The sequence below is a fragment of the Povalibacter sp. genome (assembly GCF_036735925.1).
Lineage (GTDB): Bacteria > Pseudomonadota > Gammaproteobacteria > Steroidobacterales > Steroidobacteraceae > Steroidobacter.
On sequence record NZ_DAINNK010000076.1, the window covers coordinates 1 to 23,946 of the forward strand.

The 23,946-nt window shown below is 65.2% G+C and carries 16 protein-coding genes and 1 pseudogene; 16 read left to right on the forward strand and 1 reads right to left on the reverse strand.

Going from position 1 to position 23,946, the window contains the following annotated elements:
• Positions 1 to 278: 278 nt before the first annotated feature.
• From V7D81_RS18710 to V7D81_RS18780, 15 genes and pseudogenes are all read left to right on the forward strand, one after another.
• A complete protein-coding gene (locus V7D81_RS18710) occupies positions 279 to 2,999 on the forward strand; it encodes a TonB-dependent receptor (RefSeq protein WP_324319095.1) in 2,721 nt (906 codons plus the stop codon).
• 260 nt (positions 3,000 to 3,259) lie between these two features.
• Positions 3,260 to 5,215, forward strand: a complete 1,956-nt coding sequence (locus tag V7D81_RS18715; protein WP_324319097.1) for a glycoside hydrolase family 3 protein — start codon at positions 3,260 to 3,262, stop codon at positions 5,213 to 5,215.
• A gap of 4 nt (positions 5,216 to 5,219) precedes the next feature.
• Positions 5,220 to 6,254: a LacI family DNA-binding transcriptional regulator gene (locus tag V7D81_RS18720; RefSeq protein WP_324319099.1), complete on the forward strand. Its 1,035-nt coding sequence runs from the start codon at positions 5,220 to 5,222 to the stop codon at positions 6,252 to 6,254.
• Positions 6,255 to 6,363: 109 nt separating this feature from the next.
• Positions 6,364 to 7,449 (forward strand): LacI family DNA-binding transcriptional regulator, encoded by a 1,086-nt coding sequence (locus V7D81_RS18725; protein ID WP_324319101.1) that lies wholly within the window; start codon positions 6,364 to 6,366, stop codon positions 7,447 to 7,449.
• Positions 7,450 to 7,864: 415 nt separating this feature from the next.
• Entirely contained in the window at positions 7,865 to 9,205 is a 1,341-nt protein-coding gene (locus V7D81_RS18730) for a glycoside hydrolase 5 family protein (protein ID WP_324319103.1), read from the forward strand.
• Positions 9,206 to 9,295: 90 nt separating this feature from the next.
• Positions 9,296 to 9,538 (forward strand): annotated as a pseudogene (locus tag V7D81_RS23315) (type II toxin-antitoxin system RelE/ParE family toxin); the annotation flags it as partial.
• On the forward strand, positions 9,538 to 9,828 hold the full coding sequence (gene nadS, locus V7D81_RS18740) for a NadS family protein (protein WP_324319107.1): 291 nt from the start codon (positions 9,538 to 9,540) through the stop codon (positions 9,826 to 9,828). The pseudogene V7D81_RS23315 and the gene nadS, both read left to right, overlap by 1 nt.
• Before the next feature lie 203 nt (positions 9,829 to 10,031).
• Positions 10,032 to 10,595, forward strand: coding sequence for a DMT family transporter (locus tag V7D81_RS18745; protein WP_324319109.1), 564 nt, complete (start codon positions 10,032 to 10,034; stop codon positions 10,593 to 10,595).
• 63 nt (positions 10,596 to 10,658) lie between these two features.
• On the forward strand, positions 10,659 to 11,198 hold the full coding sequence (locus V7D81_RS18750; RefSeq protein ID WP_324319110.1) for a DsbA family protein: 540 nt from the start codon (positions 10,659 to 10,661) through the stop codon (positions 11,196 to 11,198).
• A 628-nt stretch (positions 11,199 to 11,826) separates the two neighbouring features.
• Positions 11,827 to 12,681, forward strand: a complete 855-nt coding sequence (locus tag V7D81_RS18755) for an ABC transporter substrate-binding protein (protein ID WP_324319112.1) — start codon at positions 11,827 to 11,829, stop codon at positions 12,679 to 12,681.
• Between the two features lie 209 nt (positions 12,682 to 12,890).
• A complete protein-coding gene (locus tag V7D81_RS18760; protein WP_324319114.1) occupies positions 12,891 to 13,268 on the forward strand; it encodes a hypothetical protein in 378 nt (125 codons plus the stop codon).
• Between the two features lie 67 nt (positions 13,269 to 13,335).
• Complete coding sequence (locus tag V7D81_RS18765; protein ID WP_324319115.1) at positions 13,336 to 14,607, forward strand: TolC family protein; 1,272 nt, start codon at positions 13,336 to 13,338, stop codon at positions 14,605 to 14,607.
• Positions 14,604 to 15,554, forward strand: a complete 951-nt coding sequence (locus V7D81_RS18770; protein WP_324319117.1) for an efflux RND transporter periplasmic adaptor subunit — start codon at positions 14,604 to 14,606, stop codon at positions 15,552 to 15,554. The genes V7D81_RS18765 and V7D81_RS18770 overlap by 4 nt, the downstream gene beginning before the upstream one ends.
• A 126-nt stretch (positions 15,555 to 15,680) precedes the next feature.
• Positions 15,681 to 18,854 (forward strand): efflux RND transporter permease subunit, encoded by a 3,174-nt coding sequence (locus V7D81_RS18775; RefSeq protein WP_324319119.1) that lies wholly within the window; start codon positions 15,681 to 15,683, stop codon positions 18,852 to 18,854.
• An 89-nt stretch (positions 18,855 to 18,943) separates the two neighbouring features.
• Positions 18,944 to 19,879 (forward strand): aldo/keto reductase, encoded by a 936-nt coding sequence (locus V7D81_RS18780; RefSeq protein ID WP_324319121.1) that lies wholly within the window; start codon positions 18,944 to 18,946, stop codon positions 19,877 to 19,879.
• Positions 19,880 to 20,082: 203 nt separating this feature from the next.
• Here the strand turns inward: V7D81_RS18780 and V7D81_RS18785 are convergent, their stop codons facing one another.
• Positions 20,083 to 20,532 (reverse strand): REP-associated tyrosine transposase, encoded by a 450-nt coding sequence (locus V7D81_RS18785; RefSeq protein ID WP_324319123.1) that lies wholly within the window; start codon positions 20,530 to 20,532, stop codon positions 20,083 to 20,085.
• A gap of 772 nt (positions 20,533 to 21,304) precedes the next feature.
• Between V7D81_RS18785 and V7D81_RS18790 the strand changes: the two genes are divergently transcribed.
• Positions 21,305 to 23,878 (forward strand): TonB-dependent receptor plug domain-containing protein, encoded by a 2,574-nt coding sequence (locus V7D81_RS18790; RefSeq protein WP_324319125.1) that lies wholly within the window; start codon positions 21,305 to 21,307, stop codon positions 23,876 to 23,878.
• Positions 23,879 to 23,946 lie beyond the last annotated feature (68 nt).

The following is a 23,946-nucleotide window of genomic DNA, read 5'->3' on the forward strand; positions in this document are numbered from 1 at the left end:
ACCCTCCCCGCCATGCGAAGGAGGGTGCGCCGACGAGACAGCGAAACGGCGCGCATCCTGCGCAGGATTTCCACGCCGCCGCGGGCGATAGTCCTCGCATGGAAATCACGGTACCAACGTTGTCACGCCGAGTTTCATAGATCCAAATGGCTTTCCTATCGATCACGAAGAGCGATGTGTTGACAACGTTGTCCCGCCGCAGTATCCCTTGCGCCAGACGACGCGGTGGCGCCGCGTTGCCGTGAAACTACAAGCTGACAGTTACAGGGGGCTGTGCAATGAGGTCATCAAGGGATTCACTCGTCCGTCGTACGCAGGGCGGACTTTCCGCAGCGCTGACGCTCGCCGTATCGACGACGCTGGCTGCCGCCACTGCCGGTGCCGCCGAACGTACCGACGGCGTGCTCGAAGAAATCGTGGTCACGGTCGAGCGTGTCGAGCAGTCGCTGCAGAGCTACGCCGGTACGGCCATCGTGGTGTCGCAGGACGAGCTCAATGCCGTCGGCGCGACCGACCTGCTCGATCTGCCGTCGCTGATGCCGGGCCTGGAAATCACCAACTACGAAGGCAACACCGAAATCTACGTGCGCGGCATCGGCAGCAATGCCAACACCGAACTCGGCGATCCGGCGATCGCGACGCATCTCGACGACGTATACGTGCCGCGTCCGCGCGGTCTCGGCGTCGCGTTCTTCGATCTCGAACGCGTCGAAGTGAACGTCGGCCCGCAGGGCACGGTGCGCGGCCGCAACGCATTGGGCGGCAGCATGAACATCGTGTCGGTGAAGCCGAAGATGGGCGTGTTCGAAGGCTATGCCGAGGCGATGGCCGGCAACTACGAACAGACCGAACTGCGCGGCGCCATCAACGTGCCGATGGGCGACATCGCCGCGGCGCGCGTCGCCGTGTACTCCGCCCAGCACGATCCGTACGTCAAGAACACCGGCCCGCTGAACAACCTGCTGGGCTGGGAATCGCAGGACGACTTCGGTGCGCGCGCCCACTTCCTGCTCGAACCGACCGAGAAGCTCTCGGTGCTGCTCACCGGCGACTACCTGAACCAGCAGGGCACCGGCTCGCGCGGCGTCGACTTCTTCAATTCCTCGTACGCCGGCCACAACTGGGATCGCTACGACGATCCGCGCCGCGTGAACCAGACCGGCTTCACGCCGGTGCAGGACACCGACAACTGGGGCATCGCGCTGAACGCGAAGTACAAGACCGACTGGTTCAACATCCAGTACATCGGCGGCTATCGCGATCTGCACTACACCAACAGCCTGTCGAACAGCGGCCGCAACTACGATTTCGATGGCGATGAGTACGTGGTCGCGGATCGCAGCGGCATCGTCGATCCGGACGGTCCGCTGGCCGACGACTGGGTGCAGGAACGCTACTACGGCGCATACGGCGCGCTGATCTGGGACGCGACTTCAGAAACCCGCACGCACGAACTGCGCTTCACCTCGCCCGACACCGCCGATCGCTTCACCTGGGCCGTGGGCTTCTACAAGTTCAAGGAAGACCAGCAGGTGTTCCTCGGCATTCCGCTCGACTATGCGACGGACCTGCCGTATCTCGAGTTCAACCAGGGCCGCGTCGTCGGCGAATCGGACTCCGCCTATCTCGACCTCACGTTCAAGCCGACCGACAAGCTGAGCCTCACCGCCGGCGCGCGCTATTCGGACGAGAGCAAGGAACGCGACGGCTTCAATTTCATCGCCGGCCTCAACACCAACGGCGTCGCGATGCGCACCGGCACGCCGGGTTTCCGCATGACCGGCCTCGGCCGCACCGTGAAGAGTCCGGACGCGGACGGCGACGGCGTACCGAACACGCTCAACGACATCGTGCTGCTGTTCCAGGGCGGCGTCGCGGCGTACGGCGTCAACGACACGCTCGATGAATTCCTCGCCGGCGATTGCGTGCAGACGAGCCAGTTCCAGGGCACGTGCGCGAACTATCCCGGCCTTGGCCTGGCGTGGGGCAGTGCGACGGTGCAGTCGGGCGAGAACTCCGACTCGTACATCGACTGGCGCTTCCGCGCGCAGTACGACCTGACCGACGACAACATGCTCTATTTCCTGGTCGCCACCGGCAACAAGGCGCCGAGCTTCAACGACACCGTCGATCTCGACACCGGCCCCGGCGAGAACCTGTATACGCCGCCGGTCGGACCCGAGAAGAACACCATGTACGAAATCGGTTCCAAGAACACGCTGATGGTCGGCGGCAATCTGCTGATCCTCAATGCGTCGGCGTACTACCTGAAGTACACCGACCAGGTGTTCAGCACGCTCGTCGGCATCCAGCTGCTGGACAACGATCCCAGCAACGACATCGGCTGCGAGGACGACAATCCCAGCACGCCGTGCTCGACCATCACGCTGAACCAGAACATCGGCGAAGCGCGCAACATGGGCGTGCAGCTCGATGCCTCCTACAACTTCGGCGCCGGCTTCAACGTCGCCGGCACGCTGCTGTGGCAGGACACCGAGTATCAGAGCGGTTCGGTCGTGAACGACGGCCGTCGCAACAGTCCGGCGGGCGGCACGCTGCAGGTCGATCTGGCCGGCAACGAACTGCCGCGCACGCCGCCGTGGTCGCTGAACCTGCGCCTCGGTCAGGAGTTCGCGGTGGGCGCCGGCTCGATGGACTGGACGGTCTCCGGCACCTACAAGAGCTCGTACTACCTGACGGCGTTCAACGGCGGCGCGGGCGAGGATGGCGCGAAGGAAGTAACGGCCGTCGATGCCAACGGCATCGCGACCGCCTTCGGTGCCGACATGCTGCGGCTGTATGACGAAGTCGATGGCTACTTCCACGTCGACCTCGGCATCGGTTACACCACCGGCGAGGGCAACGTGCGCGTCGAAGCGTTCGTGAACAACGCCACCGACGAAGCACACGGCACGCAGGCCACCATCGACGGCGGCACGCAGGAGTTCGTGTTCAATCCGCCGCGCACGTACGGCGCGCGGATCCGCGTCGGGTTCTAGAAAGTAAGGCTGTGGCTCGGTCGCCGGTACGCGATTTCCATCCCCCTCGCGTGCCGGCGGCCCTGCCGCAGTCTGCTATTTTTCCTCCTGCTCGTTCCTGCCCCCTCCTCCGCGAAGCGGGGGAGGGTTGGGGTGGGGGGCTCTCATAGGGGGGAGCGTATGCTGGTGCATGCCATGCCCCCATCCTGTCCTTCCCCCGCTGCGCGGAGGAAGGGACGCTTCATCCAATCTGGAATGCCATGATCGACCACCGCCGACTCATGAACGTACTGCACTCTCTGGCGACCCTGCTGTTCGCCGCAGTGCTACTGCCCGGCTGCAGCCGGGAACCGCCCCCCGCTCCGGCCGACGCGCCGCCAGCAGCCACCGTCCAATGGCCGCAGGTCGCCGCGCCCATCGCGAAAGACCCGCAGCTCGAAGCGAAGATCGCCGCGTTGCTTTCGCAACTGACGCTGGAACAGAAGATCGGGCAGATGGTGCAGCCCGACATCCGCGACGTGACGCCCGAAGACGTGCGCAAGTACCGGCTCGGCTCCATCCTCAATGGCGGCGGCGCCTTCCCGGGCGAGAAGAAATACTCGAAGGTCAGCGACTGGGTGGCACTCGCCGATCGCTTCTATGACGCCTCGATGGATACGAGCGGCGGCGCGCCCGCCATTCCCATCCTCTGGGGCACCGACGCCGTGCACGGCCACAACAACGTGATCGGCGCGACGCTGTTCCCGCACAACATCGGCCTCGGCGCCGCCAACGATCCCGTGCTGATGGAGCGCATCGGTGCCGCCGCAGCCGTCGAAGTGGCAGTCACGGGCATCGACTGGACGTTCGCGCCCACGGTCGCCGTCGTGCGCGACGATCGCTGGGGCCGCACCTATGAAGGATTCTCGGAAGATCCGGAAATCGTGCGCGCCTATGCGGGGCCGATGGTGCGCGGCATCCAGGGCGCGCCGGGTTCGGCGGAGTTCCTCGACAGCCGGCATGTCATCGCCACCGCCAAGCACTACATCGGCGACGGCGGCACCGATCAGGGCATCGATCGCGGCGACAACACCGCGAGCGAACAGGCGCTGCTGGACATCCACGCGCAGGGCTACCTCACTGCGCTCGAAGCCGGCGTGCAGACCGTCATGGCCTCCTACAACAGCTGGCAGGGGCTGAAACTGCACGGCCACAAGTACCTGCTCACCGACGTGCTCAAGGACAGGCTCGGCTTCGACGGCTTCGTGATCAGCGACTGGGACGGCATCGACGAAGTGCAGGGCTGTTCGAAAGACAAATGCGCGCAGGCCATCAATGCCGGCGTCGACATGATCATGGTGCCGAAGGACTGGAAGAACTTCATCGCCAACACCGTGGTCCAGGTGCAGTCCGGCGACATTCCGCAAGCGCGCATCGACGATGCGGTCGCGCGCATCCTGCGAGTGAAACTGCGCGCCGGCCTGTTCGAAAAAGGCCGGCCGTCATCGCGTCCGCTCGCCAACAAGACCGAACTGCTCGGCGCCGCCGAGCATCGCGCGATCGCGCGTCAGGCCGTCAGCGAATCGCTGGTCCTGCTCAAGAACCGCAACGGCGTGCTGCCGCTGCGTCGCGACCTCAAGGTGCTGGTGGCCGGCGCTGGCGCGGACAACATCGCCCAGCAGTCGGGCGGCTGGACGATCTCCTGGCAGGGCGACGGCAACACCAACAAGGATTTTCCCGGCGCGACGTCCCTCTTCGCCGGCATCAAGTCGATGGCGCCGCAGGCCGTGCTGAGCGTCGACGGCAGCTACCGCGACAAGCCCGACGTCGCCATCGTCGTGTTCGGCGAGGAGCCGTATGCCGAGTGGCACGGCAACGTGAAGACCGTCGACTACCGCGGCAGCGAAGAGGCGCTGTTGCGCAAGCTGAAGAGCGAAGGCATTCCGGTGGTGTCGGTGCTGCTGTCGGGACGGCCGCTGTGGGTGAATCCGGAACTCAACGCGTCCGATGCGTTCGTCGCGGCCTGGCTGCCGGGCACGGAAGGCGGCGGCGTCGCCGATGTGCTGTTCCGCGATGCGCAGGGCGGCGTGAACGGGGATTTCCGCGGCAAGCTGTCGTTCTCCTGGCCGCGTTCGATCGAGCAGACGGCGGTCAACCGCAACGACGCCGACTACGCGCCGCTGTTCGCCTATGGCTTCGGCCTGACCTACGCCGACAAGGACACGCTCGGCGACGATCTGCCGGTGGCGACGGAATAGCATCGTGAGCGCGCGACCGGCGATCGGCACCGTGGCGGCGGAAGCGCGCGTTTCCATCAAGACCGTCTCGCGCGTCATCAACAACTCCGATCGCGTGACCCAGGCGACGCGCGATCACGTGATGAGCGTGATCCGGCGCCTGGGCTACAGCCCGAGTTCCAATGCGCGCCGGCTGGCGGGCCATCGCTCGTTGCTGGTCGGGCTGCCCTTCGACAATCCGTATGCGAGTTACGTGACGGAAGTGCAGGGCGGTGCGCTGGCGCGGTTCCGCGCGGCGAACTACCAGGTCGTGAGTCATGCCTGCGATTCGCGCTCGCCCTCGCTCGGCGAAGACATCCGCCGGTTCGTGAGCAGCGTCCGGGTCGATGGCGTGATCCTGACGCCGCCGCTGTCCGATGCACATGCAGTCATCGATGCATTGACCGAGGACGGCATTCCGTTCGTGCGCATGGCGCCGGCCAGTCGCTCCGATCCCGCACGCAGCGTCTTTGCCAATGACCGCGAATCCGCCTGCGCCATGACCCGGCAGCTGGCGCTGCTCGGCCATCGCCGCATTGGCTTCGTGGCGGGCGATCCGCGGCATTCCGGAACGGCGCAGCGCCATGAAGGCTATTGCGATGGATTGCGCGCTGCCGGCTTGCCGTGCGATGACCGCTGGGTCGTCGCGGGCGACGGTTCGTTCGAAGCCGGCATCGCGGCGGCGCGCAGACTGCTGCGGCTGCCCCGTGCGCTGCGCCCGACGGCGATCTTCTGCAGCAGCGACCGGATGGCCGCGGGTGCGCTGCATGTCGCGCACGAGAAGGGCATCGCCGTACCGACGCAGCTGTCGATTGCCGGCTGCGGCGATGAACCGCTGGCGAGCCAGGTCTGGCCGCGGCTCAGCACCATCAGCCTGCCTCTCTACGGACTGGCCCGTCAGGCCGCCACGCTGCTCGTTGCCCAGCTGCAGCCGGAGTCGGCGCCGGTGGCGCTCGATCCGGTGGCGTCGTCGCTGATCCTGCGTCAGTCGACCGGACCGGCGCCGGATCGGCGCGCATGAAAATTCCGGCCGGCCAGAGGCCCCCGGTCGTAGAATCTCCGCACAAAATCGCAGCGACCGTCCCCGGCGGCGGGAACGCCTAGCGAGAACGACCCAGGCAAGACTCAGCATGGCCACTGCCACGATCCGGGATGTTGCTGCGCAGGCGCGCGTGTCGATCAAGACCGTCTCGCGCGTCATCAACAACGTCAAAACTGTGCAGCCCGAAACGCGCGAGCGCGTGCTGCGCGTCATCAGGAAGCTCGACTATCACCCGAACCCGTCGGCGCGCGGCATGGGCGGCAAGCGCTCGTACCTGATCGGCGTGCTCTACGACAATTCCTGTGCGTACTACGCCACCGGCGTGCTGGCGGGCGTGCTCGAAACCTGTCGCGCCGCGCGTTACCAGGTGGTGCTGCATCCCTGCGATTACCAGTCGCCGGGACTCGTCGACGACGTCATGCGCAACGTGCGCCAGTCGCGTGCCGATGGCGTGATCGTCACGCCGCCGCTGTCGGACATCGGCGTGATCCTCGCGGCACTCAAGGAACATTCCGTGCCCTTCGTGCGCATCGCGCCGGCCGAGCACGAGAACGATCTGCACAGCGTCTACACGAACGATCGCGACAGCAGCGCGCGCATGACGGAGCAGCTCGCGCTGCTGGGACATCGTCGCATCGGCTTCATCATCGGCAATCCCGATCACGCCGCGGTGGCGGATCGTTACAGCGGCTATCGCGATGGCTTGAAGGCCAGTGGACTGGCGCTCGACAAGAAACTCATCGTGCAGGGTTACAACTCGTTTGCTTCGGGTGTCGAAGCCGGACGCAAGCTGCTCAACCTGCCTGCGGACCGGCGCCCGACGGCGATCTTCGCCAGCAACGACGAGATGGCTGCGGGCGTATTGTCGGTGGCGCACGGCATGGGGCTCGCCGTTCCCGAAGATCTGTCCGTGGCCGGCTTCGACGACGCGCCGCTGGCCAGCCAGGTGTGGCCGGCACTCACGACGATCAAGCAACCGGTGCCGGCCATGTCGGCGCACGCGGCCGAGTTGCTGCTGAAGATGCTGCGTGGCGAACCGGACGAACGTTCCGGACAGATCATGGAATCGTCGCTGACTTTCCGGCAGTCCACCGGTCCGGCGCCCGACCGGCCGATGAGTGAGCGCGTGCGCAGCACGCGCGCGGCGAGAATCCGCGAAGGCGAAACCTCCTGACGCGCACTCCGCTGCAGGTCAGGCTTCAGCCTGACTTCCGAAGAGGCCGGCTGAAGCCGGCCCCACAGTCAGAGCGGTGCAGCTCCGCTGTAGGTCAGGCTTTAGCCTGACTTCCGAAGAGGCCGAGGTGAGTGTAGAAATGTTCGGCATCGGGCAGGCGCGAAGTCCACACGATGGTCTGGAGGCTTGAAGATGCAAGCATGGGAGGCTCCTGTGTCGAATGGCAGAAACAAAAAAGCCGCAGGCAGCCCGGGTGGGCTGTGCGGCTTTCATCAATGAAAACGCCGCGACGGGCGCGGCGTTGATCGGGAGACTAGGTCTCGCGGCGGCTGGCCGTCAAGCATCGTGCACTGTTGGTAGCATCCATGACGCGACCGTTGCGTCCGTTGCTCACACGACAAAGATCGGAGGGCTCATGTTCCACTTCCGCCTCGTCCTGCTCGTCGCCGCCCTGCTGTGCAGTGCCTGCCAGAAATCAGCGCCGGAAGCTCCGGCAGGGTCGTCGCAGGCTGCGACCGACTTCGTCAGCATCGAAGGCACGCAGTTCCGGTTGCGCGGCAAACCCTATTACTTCGTCGGCACCAACATCTGGTACGGCGCGTATCTCGGTTCGGCCGGCGCCACCGGCGATCGCGAGCGACTGACCCGCGAGCTCGATCAGCTCAAGGCGCATGGCGTCACCAACATCCGCGTGCTCGGCCTGTCGGAAGCCAGCGAACTGAAGCGCGCCGTGCGTCCGGCGATCACCACCTCGCCGGGTCACTACGACGAGGAACTGCTCGCCGGCCTGGATTTCTTCCTCGCCGAAATGGGCAAGCGCGACATGAAGGCGGTCGTGTATCTCAACAACTTCTGGCAATGGTCCGGCGGCATGTCGCAGTACGTCGCCTGGTTCACCGGCCGGCCCGTGCTCGATCCGGACGTGACCGGCGACTGGGACGGCTTCATGGACAACTCCGCGGGCTTCTACGCGATCGAAGCCGCACAGGCCGCGTTTCGCGATGCCATCAAGGTGCTGATCACGCGTCGCAACACCGTCACCGGCAGGCTGTACAGCGAAGATCCGACCATCATGTCGTGGCAACTCGCCAACGAGCCGCGCCCCGGCAGCGATGCCAGCGGTGCAGCCAATGCACAGGTCTTCAGTCGATGGATTGACGAAACCGCCGCCTACATCGAGTCGCTGGCGCCGCAGCAACTCGTCAGCACCGGCAACGAAGGCTGGATGGGCGCCGCCGGCGACAAGGCGCTGTACGTCGAGTCGCACAAGAGTGCGCACATCGACTACCTCACGTATCACCTATGGGCGCCGAACTGGAGCTGGTTCGATCCGCAGCGACCCGCCGAGACCTATGACGATGCCTGGGGCAAGGCGAACGACTACCTGAACTGGCACATCGATGCCGCGCAGCAGCTGGGCAAGCCCATCGTGCTGGAGGAGTTCGGCATGAACCGCGATGGCGGCGCTTTCAGTCCCGACGCATCGACCCGTTATCGCGATCGCTACTATCGCGCCATCTTCGACGTGCTCTACCAGCGCGCCGCCGCCGGCGCCCCGGTCGCCGGCTCGAACTTCTGGGCCTGGGGCGGCGCCGGGCGCACGACCAACGCCGACTTCATGTGGAAGCCGGGCGATGCCTTCGTCGGCGATCCGCCGCAGGAGGCGCAGGGACTGTATTGCGTGTTCGATACGGATGTGTCGACGATGGAGATCGTCAGGGAGCATGCGGAGAAGATGCGGGCATTGGTCCGATAGGCGCCCGAGCAGTGCCCATTGACGGACCGCTTTGGTATGTCATTGACGTACGTACGTCATTGACATACCGACGGGGATTGGGGCGCCGCCCTGCAGCGGCATCTGGTCCGGTATCCGTTTGCGGGTGATCTGATCGTAGGCACCGGCGGTCTTCGTAAAGTCCGCTGGGCGTCGGGCGGTAGAGGCAAGAGCGGTGGCGTGCGCGTGATCTATTACCACGTCCTCGCCGAGGATCAGATCCGGATGATTCTGATCTACAAGAAGGGAATAAAGGATGACCTGACGCCGAAGGAAAAAGCGATCCTTCTCAGGTTGAATGAGGATTGGCAGTGATGAAGAAGCAGTTGTTCGAGCGTCTGGTGGAAAGCATGGAACAGCACAACGAGATTGCCCGGGGCAAGCGGATGCCCTCGCGGCAGACTCGTGTCGATGCGGTGTCCGTACGCGCCGTTCGCGCCTTGACTCATCTCAGTCAACCGAAGTTCGCCCTGATCCTCGGAGTCGATGTAGGAACGCTGCGCAACTGGGAACAGGGCCGTCGTGAACCGACCGGCCCAGCGAAGGCGCTGCTGCGCGCAATACAGAACGATCCTGCGAATGTGATGAAGGCGCTGGCGCGTTGAGCCCGCTCTTCCTGTGGGGCCGGCTTCAGCCGGCCTGAGCCGCTGCGGTCGGCACGATCTCTCAACGTGCTGCCACTTTTTTCTTGTGGATGTGGGTGCGATCGATTGTCGCGGCCGGCTGAAGCCGGCCCCACAGGAAGAGGCGATCGATTCCTTACGGGATCACAATCGCCGTATCCGCCTTCACCCGATCCAGCGCGACGATGATCAGCACGAAGCTGATGCCGCCCGTCACCGTGTGCATCGGCTGGCAGGCGCTGGTCGGGCCGGCCGCGGGATCGACTCGCGACCAGCGGATCGGATTGCTCTGCGCCATCGGCGCGCTGGCGTCATGGACGGCCTTCACCGTCGGCAATGCGCGTTGCCTGGCACGGCTGCAACACGTTTCGGCGCACGACTGGAATCTGCTCATCGGCGTGGCCGCCGGCGCACAGAGCGTGCTGCTGATCCCTCTGGCGCTCGCCATCGATACGACGCATCACGCCATCGACGCATGGGCGCGATTCGGCGCCGTCGTACTCGGCATCGCCGTGCTCGCTTCCATCGTCGGCAATGCTTTGTGGAACCGCATGAGCCGGTTGCTGCCGCTGACGCTCGTCGGCCAGATGATCCTGTTCGAGACGGTGTTCGCGCTGATCTATGGACTGCTCTGGGAACGACGCCTGCCGACGTTGCTGGAGACGGCGGCGCTGGTCTTCGTCATCCTGAGCGTGCTTTGCTGCCTGGCCGCGCACCGCCGGCCGGTGCCGATCGAACCCGGAGCCTGACAAGATCTGCTCACTCGCCTGCAGTGAATGCAGGAACCGTCTCATCCGCGTAGCATGCCCCTCATGAACAAGCCCCACCTGACCGCACCCGTCACTCCCGTCGATCACCAGATCGGTCCCGCGCATGCGCCGGGGACCGTCGTGGAGGACGGCGATTTCGAATCCCCGACCTGCAAGCAGGCGGCGCCCGCCGTGAAGCTGCTGCTGGAACGTTACCCGGAAAAAGTGCGCATCGTGTTCCGGCACTTTCCGATCGAGGAGGCGCATCCGCATGCGCTGCACGCGGCGGAAGCCGCGGAGGTGGCCGGCGAGCAGAACAGGTTCTGGGAAATGCACGATCTGCTGTTCGAGCATCAGCCGCACTTCAGGCTGCCGCAGCTGCAGGGCTACGCCGAGCGTCTGCAGCTCGACATGGCACGCTACACCGCGGAGATGGACGACGAGGTGTATCGCCAGCGCGTCCGCGAGCATCAGCAAAGCGGCCGCGACAGCGGCGTGCATTCCACGCCGGCCTTCTTCGTCAACGGCCGCATCCAGGACGTGTCGTTCGGAATGCAGTCGCTGTTCGATGCCGTGGCCGCGGAGCTGCAGCGTCGATCCTGACGGCTTCGCTCTGTCTGATCCCCTCCTCCGCGCAGGGGGGAGGGTCAGGGTGGGGACCTCTTCCTGTGGGGCCGGCTTTAGCCGGCCTCTTTATCTGAGTCAGGCTTCCCCATGAGGTCACAGCCCAATGGGACTGACTTAAGCGATCGGCCCATTCCTTTCGCTCTCTGTCTTCTCCGTAGCTGCATTCAACACGCCGCTCACGGCATCGCGACCCCACCGATCAGAGAAGACCCCTCCCTACCCTCCCCGCTGCGCGGAGGAGGGGGAAGAACAAAACGGACTTGATGACTTTCGATGTGCCCAAGTGCCTTTGCGACGGGATTCATGCGTGCAGCGTGTCCGATTCGGTCAAGGGGCGGTCAAATCCAGTCAATCGCCGGTCGATGCTGCCCCGCTCACCAGCATCGATGCTTTCATATGTCCCGTCGTCACGCATCGCCTGATCGGAATGGCTCCAGGCATTGAAGTTTTTTCCGGTCGGCTGTCGCAGATCGAGTGCTTCATTCGTCTTTATCGATGAATCGCCGGCACTGTCGCATTAATCGCGGGTAGTTGAACTTCGCGTGCGCAATGCGGGTCTGTCATCACCTGGCTCCCGTTTCGAACGCCTGATCGGGTTGAACACATGGACACCTATCCTTCACGCATCGTCTGTCTGAGTACGGAGACTGCGGAGACCCTGTGTCTGCTGGGCGAAGACCGGCGTATCGCGGGTTTCGCCGGCACGGTCGACCGGTTGCCGGAGTCGCAGCACAAAAAGCCGCGCGTTTCGATCCACGGTGTTTCGCACATCGATCGCATCGGCGCGCTGCAGCCCGATCTCGTGCTGGGTTGCGGCGAGACGCACGGCGCGACGCTGGCGGCACTCTCGCAGCACGGCGTCGCCGTACACCTGTTCAATCAGCAGTCGGTGCGCGGCATCCTCGACATGATCCGCATCGTCGGCGCCATGGTCGGCAGGGAAGCGGCCGCAGCACATTACGCCAGCACGCTCGAATGGCGTGTCGAGTCGATCCGCAGTCGCGCGGCGCAGGACTCCCGGCCGGGCATCTACTTCGAGGAATGGGATGAACCCGCGATCAGCGCGAGCCAGTGGGTATCCGAACTGATCTCGATCGCCGGCGGCACGAACTGCTTCGCCGAACTCGCGCGCCATCGGCGCACCGAAGAACGCGTCGTCGCGGATCATGACGACGTCGTGAGTCGCGCGCCCGACATCATCATCGCCTCATGGAACGGCAAGCCGTTCCGTCGCGATGCGATCGAACGTCGCAACGGCTGGCAGGCGATTCCGGCCGTGCGCGACGGCGAGATCCACGAGATCCGTTCGAGCTCGATCCTGCAGCCGGGCCCCGCGGCCCTGACCGACGGACTCGACGCCCTGCACGGCATCGTCGAACTCTGGCGCGAGCGCCGCGGGCGCATGTTCCATACGCCGATGAGCGTGGAGCGGGTGGAGGCGGCAGAGCGGGTGGCGTGAGCGTCTTCCTGTTCTTACTTATTCTTCCTGTGGGGCCGGCTTCTGTGGGGCCGGCTTCAGCCGGCCTTCTTATTAAAGGAGTCAGGCTAAAGCCTGACCTACAAGCCTGACCTACAAGCCTGACCTACAAGCCTGACCTACAAGCCTGACCTACAGGGGAGAGCAGATCGCACTTCCACTCGCCATCCGGCCTTTGCCATACTCGATCCATGCACCGGGTACATCGCCGCTGGCTCTGGCTGATCCTGATCGCGTTCGTCGCAACGCGACTGGCGGACGTGCATCTGCATCTGTGCCTGGACGGCGAAGAACCGGCATCGGCCGTGCACCTGGGCGACGGCTCGGTGCACAACGATGAACATCACACCGGCACGGGCCACGCAGACCGCGATGTGAACGTCTTCGACGTCGTGCTGCTGAAAAAGCAGGCCGATCCCAGCGATGTCCTGATGCCCGTGCTGCTGCTCGCGATGCTGCTGCTGTTGCTGCCGCCTCGGAGCAGTGACCTCCCGCGCCTTGCAACGGCGTTCGTGCCGCTGCGGTCCCTTTTCCTCCTGAAGCCGCCATTGCGCGGCCCGCCGCTGTAAACCTCCTGCAATCGTCTTCGGATTGATCGATGCGCGGGCACGCGATGCCCGTGCCTGGAGGTTTCACATGAAGATTCTGCTGACACGCGCCGCCGGCGCGTGCGTGCTCGCGTGCTGGGCAGTCGCCGGCGTCGCGGCCGATTCGAATGCCATCTCATTGCGCGAGGCGATCGGACTCGTCACCGCGCGCAATCCGGAGCTGGCTGCTTTCCAGCCGCAGGCGACGGCCGCGCGCGAACAGGCTGCGGTGCAGGCGCTGGCGCCGCCGCTGTCCCTGGATCTGCAACTCGAGAACTTTGCCGGCAGCGGCGAGCTGTCGGGCATCGATGCGCTCGAAACGACGCTGCAGCTCTCGCGCCTGATCGAACTCGGCGGCAAGGCGCAGGCGCGGCGCGAACTGGGCGAGTTCGAAGTCGAACGACTCACGGCCGAACAGCGCTCGCGGCAGGCGGACGTGCTGGCGGAAGTGGCGAAGCGCTTCGTGCACGTGCTGGCGGATCAGGAAAAACTGCAAGCGATGCAGCGCGCGGAGTTGCTGGCGGAGGCGGCGAGCGCTTCCGCACGTTCGCGCGTCGAGGCGGGTGCAGCCTCGCCGGTGCAGTTCAGCCGCGCCGAGATCGCGCTGGCGCGCACGCGCATCGATGTCGAACATGCCGAGCATGAGCTGCTGGCGTCGCGGGTCGCGCTGTCGACGCAGTGGCGCGAAGAGTCGCCGCAGTTCGGCGCAGCGGAAGGCCAGCTCTTTGCGCTGAAGGAAGTCGAACCCTTCGATGCCTTCGCGCAGCGACTGCAGACCAATCCCGATCTGCTGGCCTTCGCCTCGCACGACCGCGTCGCCGAGGCGCGCACGCGACTCGCGCAATCGCAGCAGCGTCCCAACCTGAATCTCAGCTTCGGCGTGCGGCGTCTCGAAGCCTTCGACGATGCCGCCTTCGTGGCCGGGTTCTCGATGCCATTGAGCAGTAGGCGACGCGCGCAGGGCGAGATCCGCGCGGCGCAGGCCGAGCGCGAGTCGCTGGCCCTGACCCGCGAAGCGCGACGGCTGGAACTGCACGCCACGCTGTTCGGCATCTACCAGGAGCTGGTGCATGCACGTACGGAGGCGCAGGCATTGCAGCAACGCATCCGTCCGCAGGCGCTGGACATGCTGCGCACCACCGAAGCCGGCTACCGCGCCGGCCGTTTTTCCTTCCTGGAGCTGGCCGACGCGCAGCGGCAGCTGCTCGAGATCGAACTCGACGCCATCCGTGCCGCCACTGAATTCCACACCCAGTTGATCGAACTCGAACGTCTCACCGGCCAGCCGATGACGATGGTCGTCGATGGAGAATCCCCATGAAGTCCCTGTTCCCGATTGCGCTGCTTGCATTGCTGTTGTCCGGCTGCGGTTCGGATCATGCGGCGGACGAACATGCCCACGAGAACGGGCACGAGCATGAACACGATGAGCACACCCATGAAGAGGGGCCCGAGGATCGAACCACCATTGCGGTGGCGACCGCCGCGGCGATGGGCATCGTCACGCAGGAGGCGGGACCGGCGCTACTCAAGGAACAGCTGCTGCTGACCGGCGCAGTTCAGGCCGACCCATCGCGCATCTCGCGCGTGCGTGCTCGCTATCCGGGCGTGGTGCGCGAGATCGGCGTGCAGCCTTTCAGCACGGTCGCGCGCGGCGCACTGCTCGCGCAGGTACAGAGCAACGAGAGCCTGCTGAACTATCCGGTCACCGCGCCGATCGGCGGCACCATCGTCGAACAGCAGGCGCAGGTCGGCGAAGCCACCGGCGATACGGCGCTGTTCACCATCGTCGACATCTCGCGCGTCTGGGCCGAACTCGATGTGTTCCAGCGCGAACTGAGCCGCATCGAGGAAGGGCAGCGCGTCGAACTGCTCGACCTCGACGGCAGGCAGGTTGCGACCGGGCACATCTCGCGGATTGCGCCGCTCGCCGTGCATGGCAGCCAGAGCGTGCGCGCACGCGTCGTCATCGACAATGCCGCCGGACAACTGCGCCCCGGCCAGTTCGTCACCGGTCGCGTGACGGTGGCGGAAAGGAAGGTCGATCTCGCAGTCGAACGCGCGGCGTTGCAGCGCTTCCGCGATGCCGACGTGGTCTTCGCCAACGTCGGCGACAGCTACGAGGCGCGCCGGCTGGAACTGGGCCGCTCGGATGCGACGCACGTGGAAGTGACCGCTGGCCTCGAGCCCGGCGCGCGCTACGTCACCGCCAACAGCTATCTGATCAAGGCGGACATCGAGAAGGCGGGAGCGTCGCATGATCACTGAGACGAGGTCCGCCTCTTCCTGTAGGTCAGGCTTCAGCCTGACATCTTCTCTTCCTGTGGGGCCGGCTTCAGCCGGCCTGTTCCGGAGTCAGGCTGAAGCCTGACCTGCAGAAGAAAGGTTACTTGCATGCTCACTCGAATCGTCGACTTCTCCCTGCGCCAGCGCTGGGTCATGCTCACCGCGGCGCTGCTCGTGGTCCTGCTCGGCATCGCGAACTTCCAGCGGCTGCCGATCGACGCCGTGCCCGACATCACCAATGTGCAGGTGCAGATCAACACCGAGGCGCCCGGCTACTCGCCGCTCGAAGCGGAACAGCGCGTGACCTTCGCCATCGAGAATGCGCTCGCCGGCATTCCGGCGCTGGAGTACACGCGCTCGCTGTCGCGCTACGGACTGTCGCAGGTGACGGCGGTGTTCCGCGACGGCACCGACATCTATTTCGCGCGCCAGCTCGTGGCCGAGCGCGTGAACGAGGTGCGCTCGCAACTGCCGCGCGGCATCGAACCCACGCTCGGGCCCATCGCCACCGGCCTGGGCGAGATCTTCATGTACACGGTGACGGCGGAACCCGGCAGCGCGCACACGCCGACCGACCTGCGCACCGTGCAGGACTGGATCATCCGTCCGCAATTGCGGCAGGTGCCCGGCGCGGTCGAGGTCAACACCATCGGCGGCTTCGAGAAGGCCTACGTGATCGAACCCGATCCCGCGCGCCTGATGGCCTACGACCTGACGTTCCGCGACCTGCTCGACGCAGTCGCCAGCAACAACGAAAACGTCGGCGCCGGCTACATCGAACGCAGCGGTTCGCAGTACCTGATCCGCTCGCCGGGACAGGTCACCACCATCGAAGAACTGCGCGAGGTGGTGGTCGCGCAGCGCCAGGGCATCGCCATCCGTCTCGCGCAGGTGGCCGAAGTAAAGGTCGGCAGCGAACTGCGCGCGGGCGCGGCGACCCAGGACGGCGAGGAAGTCGTGCTCGGCACGGTGTTCATGCTGGTGGGCGAGAACAGCCGCGCGGTCGCCTCCGCCGCCGCCGCGAAGCTGGCGGACATTGCGCCCTCGTTGCCGCAGGGCGTGCAGGCCACCGCGATCTACGACCGCACCACGCTGGTCGATGCCACCATCCGCACGGTCACGAAGAATCTCGCCGAAGGCGCGCTGCTGGTCATCGCCATCCTGTTCGCGCTGCTCGGCAACATCCGCGCGGCGCTGATCACGGCGGCGGTGATTCCGATCGCCATGCTCGCCACCATCACCGGCATGGTGGGCTCGCGCGTGTCGGGCAATCTCATGAGCCTCGGCGCACTCGACTTCGGGCTCATCGTCGATGGCGCCGTGATCATCGTCGAGAACTGCCTGCGTCATCTCGGCATGGAACAGAAGCGGCTGCAGCGCCTGCTGTCGTTGCCGGAACGGCTCGACATCGTGCGCCGCGCGACGGGCGAAGTCGTGCGGCCCAGCGTCTTCGGCGTGACCATCATCCTCGTGGTGTACCTGCCGATCTTCACGCTTACCGGCATCGAAGGAAAAATGTTCCATCCGATGGCGTTCACGGTGGTGATCGCGCTGGCTGCTGCGGTGGTGCTGTCGCTGACGTTCGTGCCCGCGGCGGTGGCGATCTTCGTGCGGGGCAGCGTCGCGCACGAGGAGAACCGGATCATGCAGGCGATCCGTTCCGCCTACGAACCGCTGCTCGCGCGGGCATTGCAATGGCGCGTGATCGTCGTCGCGGCGGCGGTCGTGCTCGTGGTGCTGTCGGGCTTCGCGGCGACGCGCATGGGGCGAGAATTCATTCCCAGTCTCGACGAAGGCGACATCGCCCTGCATGCCATGCGCATTCCCGGCACCAGCCTGACGCAGGCGGTGGCCATGCAGAAAGCGCTCGAGGCCCGATTGACGCAATTACCGGAGGTGTCGCACGTCTTCGGCAAGATCGGCACCGCGGAAGTGGCGAACGATCCGATGCCGCCGTCGGTCTCCGACACGTTCGTGATCCTGAAGCCGCGCGCGCAATGGCCCGATCCGGACAAGCCGCGCGCGCAGCTCGTGGCCGATCTCGAAGCCGCAGCCACCGAGATTCCCGGCAGCAACTACGAATTCACGCAGCCCATCCAGATGCGCTTCAACGAACTCATCTCCGGCGTGCGCTCCGACGTCGCCGTGAAAGTGTATGGCGACGATCTGGAGGTGCTGGCGCAGCTCGGCGAGCGCATCGAGCGCGTGCTGTCGCAGGTCGATGGCGCGGCGGATGTGAAGACCGAGCAGGTGACCGGCCTGCCGCTGCTGTCCATCAACCCGGATCGCGAGCGTCTGGCGCGCTATGGCCTGTCGGTCGCGGACGTGCAGGACGTCGTTCATTCCGCACTCGGCGGCGATCATGCCGGCGTGATGTTCGAAGGCGACCGTCGCTTCGGCATTCTCGTGCGGCTCGGCGACGAGCTGCGTACCGATCCGGCGATGCTCGCGCGCCTGCCGGTGAAGCTGGGCGCGGCCACCCGGGAAGTGCGCGGCGATGCCGATCAGTTCGGCAGCGCCGATGCGCCCGAATTCGTACCGCTCGGCGAACTCGCCAGCATCGAAGTGACCCTCGGGCCCAACCAGATCAGCCGCGAGAACGGCAAGCGGCGCGTCGTGGTCACCAGCAATGTGCGCGACCGCGATCTGGGATCGTTCGTCGCCGAGGCGCGCGAGCGGATCGGATCGTCGGTGCAATTGCCGGCGGGTTACTGGCTCGACTACGGCGGCACGTTCGAACAGCTCGAATCGGCCTCGCAACGACTTGCCATCGTCGTGCCGTTGACGCTGCTGCTGGTGTTCGGCCTGCTGTACGCGGTGTTCTCGTCGGGACGCGACACGCTGGTCGTGTTCAGCGGCGTGCCGCTGGCGCTGACGGGCGGCGTGCTCGCACTGCTGGTGCGGGGCATGCCGCTGTCGATCTCCGCCGGCGTGGGCTTCATCGCGCTGTCGGGCATCGCGGTGCTGAACGGCGTCGTGATGCTGTCGTTCATTCGCGAACTGCGACTGCAGGGCACCGTGCTCGATGAAGCCATCCGCACCGGCGCGTTGACGCGCCTGCGTCCCGTGCTGATGACTGCGCTGGTGGCAAGCCTCGGCTTCGTGCCGATGGCGCTGAATGTCGGCACCGGTTCGGAGGTGCAGCGACCGCTGGCTACTGTCGTCATCGGTGGCATCGTGTCGTCGACGGCGCTGACCTTGCTCGTGCTGCCCGCGCTGTACCGGTTGATGCATGGAAGACGTGCGCAGGAATGTCAGGTTCCCGTCAGAAATCCGGCGTGATTCGCGCTGTTACCGGCACAGAATTGCGCCGTCGTAGGGTTCTGGCAAAGTGCCGCGTCTGATTTCGGCCAGCCACGGGAGAGAACGACATGTCCGCGACGTTTCCTGGTTTCACGCGACGCACCCTGATGAAGAGCGGTCTGGCTGCCGGCATCGGCATCGCGCTCGGCGGACCGTCTTTCGCCGCCGACCTGCCGCTCATCACCAAGGCGATTCCCAAGACCGGCGAGAAGCTGCCCGTCATCGGTCTCGGCACGAATGCGTACAGCGTGACGTCGCCGGAAGACATCGCGGCCCGCAAGGAAGTCCTGGAGAACTTTCCGAAGCTCGGCGCGAAAGTCGTCGACACGGCGCGCGGCTACGGCGAATCGGAAGTCGTGATCGGCAACCTGGTGAAGGAACTTGGCAACCGCGACCAGTTGTTCATCGCCACCAAGACGCCGATCCGCGGCGACGTCAAGCCCGGCAATGCCGAGATCGAAGAAGCCTTCGCGCGACTGCAGGTGAAGAAGCTCGATCTGCTGCAGATCCACAACTTCCACGGCATCGATGAACTGTTTCCGCGCCTGAAGGAATGGAAGCAGGAAGGCAAGGTGCGCTACATCGGCTGCACCACGTCCACCGACGATCAGTATCCGCAGATGATCAATGCGCTGAAGACGTTGCCGCTGGATTTCATTCAGGTCGACTACTCGATCGACAACCACGGCGCAGCGGAAGAGATTCTGCCGCTCGCGCAGGAGAAGGGCGTCGCCGTGCTGATCAACGTGCCGCTCGGCGGCCGCCGCGGCAATGTGCTCTCGCAGCTTGCCGGCAAGCCGCTGCCGGGCTGGGCCACGGAGATCGGCGCGACGAGCTGGGCGCAGGTGATGCTCAAGTACGTCGTCTCGCATCCCGCGGTGACGGCCACGATCCCCGGCACCACCAGACTTGCGCACCTGCGCGACAATCAGCTCGCCGGCCGCGGCGAACTGCTGACCGCCGACCAGCGCAAGCGACTGGAACAGGCGTGGGCGGCTGGCTGAGCTGGCGCTTCTCTCTTTGACTCTCACTGTGGGGCCGGCTTCAGCCGGCCTTGGGGAGTGTCAGGCTGAAGCCTGACCTACAGGAAGAGCAGATAGATCTTCCTTCTTGCTGTGGGGCCGGCTTTCCCATGGGGATTTCCTTCGGTCACAGCCGGCCTGGGAGATGTCAGGCTGAAGCCTGACCTACAGCGGAGCCGCCGCCGTCAGAGATCCCACATCGAATGCCATAGCGAATACTCGCCGATCCCCGCCACCAGTCCCGCGCGCACCGGATTCTCGATGATGTATCTCGCGATCCGCTCCAGCGATTCATCCGATCGCACGGCGTGATCGTGGAAGCCGCGCTGCCACACCGGACCGCTCCTGCCTCGCAGCCGATTCACCTCGATCGCCACGCATCCCTTGAAGCGACGGACGACCTCCGACAGCGTCAGCTTCGTCAACTGCACCAGCCAATGAACATGATCGGGCATGACGACGCAGGCCAGTGTCTGCGTATGACCGGCCAGGTCCTGTGTGCGCATTGCGTTGATCGCCATCCGGCCATGAGCGAAGGAATCGAACAGGGGATGACGATCGGCAGTGACGGTCGTTGCGATGTAGTAGTGACCAGTGAGTGAGATTCGGCCTTTCAGCAGGGCGTCGTAGGGCATCGGTCTTCCGTGACGATGGCGGCGAGTGAGGGGAGAGTTTGTTTGCGGGGCGTCGCCCGCGGGTGATGAATTTCTCGTCGTTCGCCTGGAAATGTCCTCCTGTGGCGCCGGCTTTCCCGTGGGGATTTCCTTCGGTCACAGCCGGCCTGGGGAATGTCAGGCTGAAGCCTGACCCACAGGAAGAGCAGAGGGATCTTCGTTCTTGCTGTGGGGCCGGCTTCAGCCGGCCTGGGGAATGTCAGGCTGAAGCCTGACCTACAGGAAGAGCAGAGAGGTCTTCGTTCCTGCTGTGGGGCCGGCTTCAGCCGGCCTGGGGGAATGTCAGGCTGAAGCCTGACCTACAGGAAGAGCAGAGGGATCTTCGTTCCTGCTGTGGGGCCGGCTTCAGCCGGCTTCCGGATGTCAGGCTGAAGCCTGACCCACAGAAGAGCTGCGCAGATTTCCGCAGCTCCACCGCCAGCGTTGCGCAGATTTGCGCAACTCACCGCGTTTCAGCACCTCCCTCGTCATCTCCCGCCAAACCACGCGGTCACAGAGCGGTCAGCGAACCGCTCTCGCCGAGTAACGCCCACCGCACTTTCGTCACCGCCCCGGTCACAAACCGATCACACAATCGCGCGTGCACAGCAGATAACGACTCGGCATTGGTTGCCGCGCAACCGCGTCCCTAGATTCCCGGCACATCGCACTGGCAACGACCAGTAACTGGCCGACCGCTCCGGCGCGCCGCGATCGCGACACTCGGAGCAGCAATCAACTCACGGGAATCCACATGCGTCCGCTTTCGATCGTCATTGCTTCTCTGCTCGGCGCCACCGCGCCCGTCATTCACGCGCAGGATGCGAACACCGCGGCGGCTGCCGCAGCGGGCGAAGGCGTGCTCGATACCATCGTCGTGCTCGGCACGGCGCGTCAGGACACGACGGCGCTCACCAGCACCGCGCCCGTCGATGTCATCACGCCGGCGCAGCTCAAGGAAACCGGCGCGGTCACGCTGAACCAGGCGTTGTCGAAGCTGCATCCGTCGTTCAACTTTCCGCAGGGCCAGAACGCTGTGAAAGGGCAGGGCGTGCGCGCTGCTTCGCTGCGCGGCGTCGGTCCGGCGTACACGCTGATTCTGGTGAACGGCAAGCGTCGCAACGTGTCGGCGCAGCTCTCCGGCACCGATCCGTGGCCGGCGGCGCAGGTCGTCGACCTCAACGTGATTCCGGTGAGCGCCGTCGAACGCGTCGAAGTGCTGCGCGATGGCGCGGCTGCGCAGTACGGCTCGGACGCCATTGCGGGCGTCGTCAACATCGTGCTCAAGGACAGTTCGTCCGGCGGCGATGTCGTCGCGAATGTCGGCGGCTATACCGACGGCGGCGGCTTCACGCGTTCGATCAATGGCTGGAGCGGCCTGGCGCTCGGCGACCGCGGCTTCGTCGACATCAGCGCGGACTATCTCAAGAACGACAACGTCGATCGCAGCGAGGAAGACTGGCGCCAGCTCTTCCCGAACGGCGATCCGCGCAACGAGACCTTCGACAAGAAGTACGGCCAGTGGGGCCAACAGGCGCGCGAACACTTCAGCGCCCTCGTCAACGCCGGCTATGAAATCAGCGACAGCGTGAATGCCTATGGCTGGGCCAACTATGCGCACAAGGAAGGCCTCAACTACGTCAATCCCGAACGCGTCGTGAAGGCGATCACCACCAATCCGACGGTGGCCGACGGCACGCGCATCTCCGAAACCGCCGTGCTCGGTGTGTATCCGGATATCTATCAGCCGTACCTGACTTACACCGCCGAGGACGTCGCCGCCGTCGCCGGTCTGACCTACCAGGCCGACGCCTTCGGCAAGCTCGACACGGCGGTATCGTTCGGACAGAACGAAACGGGACGCCACGTCTACAGCACCATCAATCCGAGCTACGGCCCCGACAGCCCGACCGATTTCGAACTCGGCTCCTGGAAGAGCCGCACGACGTCGGTGACGTCCGACTACACGCGCGATCTGCCGTCGGGCGCGCTCGAATCGCTGGTGCTGTCCGCCGGCGGTCTGTTCCGTCACGAGTACTGGGGCACGGCCGATCTCGGTGATCCGATCGGCTACGACGGCGGTCCGCTCGCCGGTGCCACGGTCGCATCGCTCTACGGTCCGGGCGGCATCTACCAGCAATACGCTTCGCAGTTTCCGGGCGTGAATTTCGCGACCGACACCTCGCGCATTCCCTCGACGGGTTCGTCGACCGCCGGCATCCGCGCAGAAGACGCAGGCTCGGTGACGCGCGACGTCTACGGCGGCTACGTCGGCTTCGATTCGGCCGTGACCGATAAATTCGACGTCGGTCTCACCGCGCGTTACGAGGACTACTCCGACTTCGGCGGCACCAGCAACTATCGTCTGACGGCGCGCTATGAGTTCGTGCCCGCGTTCGCCTTGCGCGGCACGGTGAGCACCGGCTTCCATGCGCCGAGCCTGGCGCAGCTCGGCAACCAGTCGAGCGGCTACACCAGCAACTGGAGCAACAGCGGCACGGCCGTGCTCGTCCCTGGACGCACGCGCCTGTTCCGCACGGCCGACCCGACGGCGGCGGCGTTCGGCGCGAAGCCGCTCGATCCCGAAGAGTCGACGACGTATTCGCTCGGCGCCGTCATCCGGCCCGACAGCACCAGCTCGATCACGATCGATGCCTACAGCCTCAACATCAAGGACGTGATCCAGGTGTCGGAGACGCTGCAGGGTCCGACGGTCACCGCAGCATTCAACGCCGCTGGACTCGCCGGCTACACGCAGGCGTCCTACTACCTGAATGCCTGGGACCAGAAGACCAACGGCGTCGATGTCGTGGCGCGCAAGCAGTTCCGCTTCGACGGCAGCGATCTGCAGCTCACGGCGGCGGCGAGTTTCCTCGATACCGAGGTCGACAACGTGAATCGCGAAGTGACGGTCGGCGGCGCACAGGTCGTCTCGATCCGCGGCGCGAAGGTGCGCGATGCCGAGCGCGGCACGCCGCAGAACAAGTTCATCGTCAATGGTCGTTACACCATCGGCTCGTGGGCGGCGGACGCGACGGTCACCCGCTACAGCGAGTACTGGTACAACGTCGGCGACGTTGCCGGCGTTGCCGCGGCCAACGGCAATGTCGATCAGCGCTTCTCGCCGGAGACGTATCTGGACCTGGGTTTCAGCTACCAGAGCGACAGCGCCTGGCGCGTCGACCTGCTGGTGCAGAACGTGCTGAACGACTATCCCGACAAGTACGTGACCCACAACCGGGCGAGCGGCATCAATCCGTACTCGTTCATTGCGCCGAACGGGGCGTCGGGGCGGTTCGTGCAGGGCAGCTTCACGTACAGCTTCTGAACCTCTTCCCTGTGGGGCCGGCTTCAGCCGGCCTCTTTATCAGAGTCAGGCTGAAGCCTGACCTACAG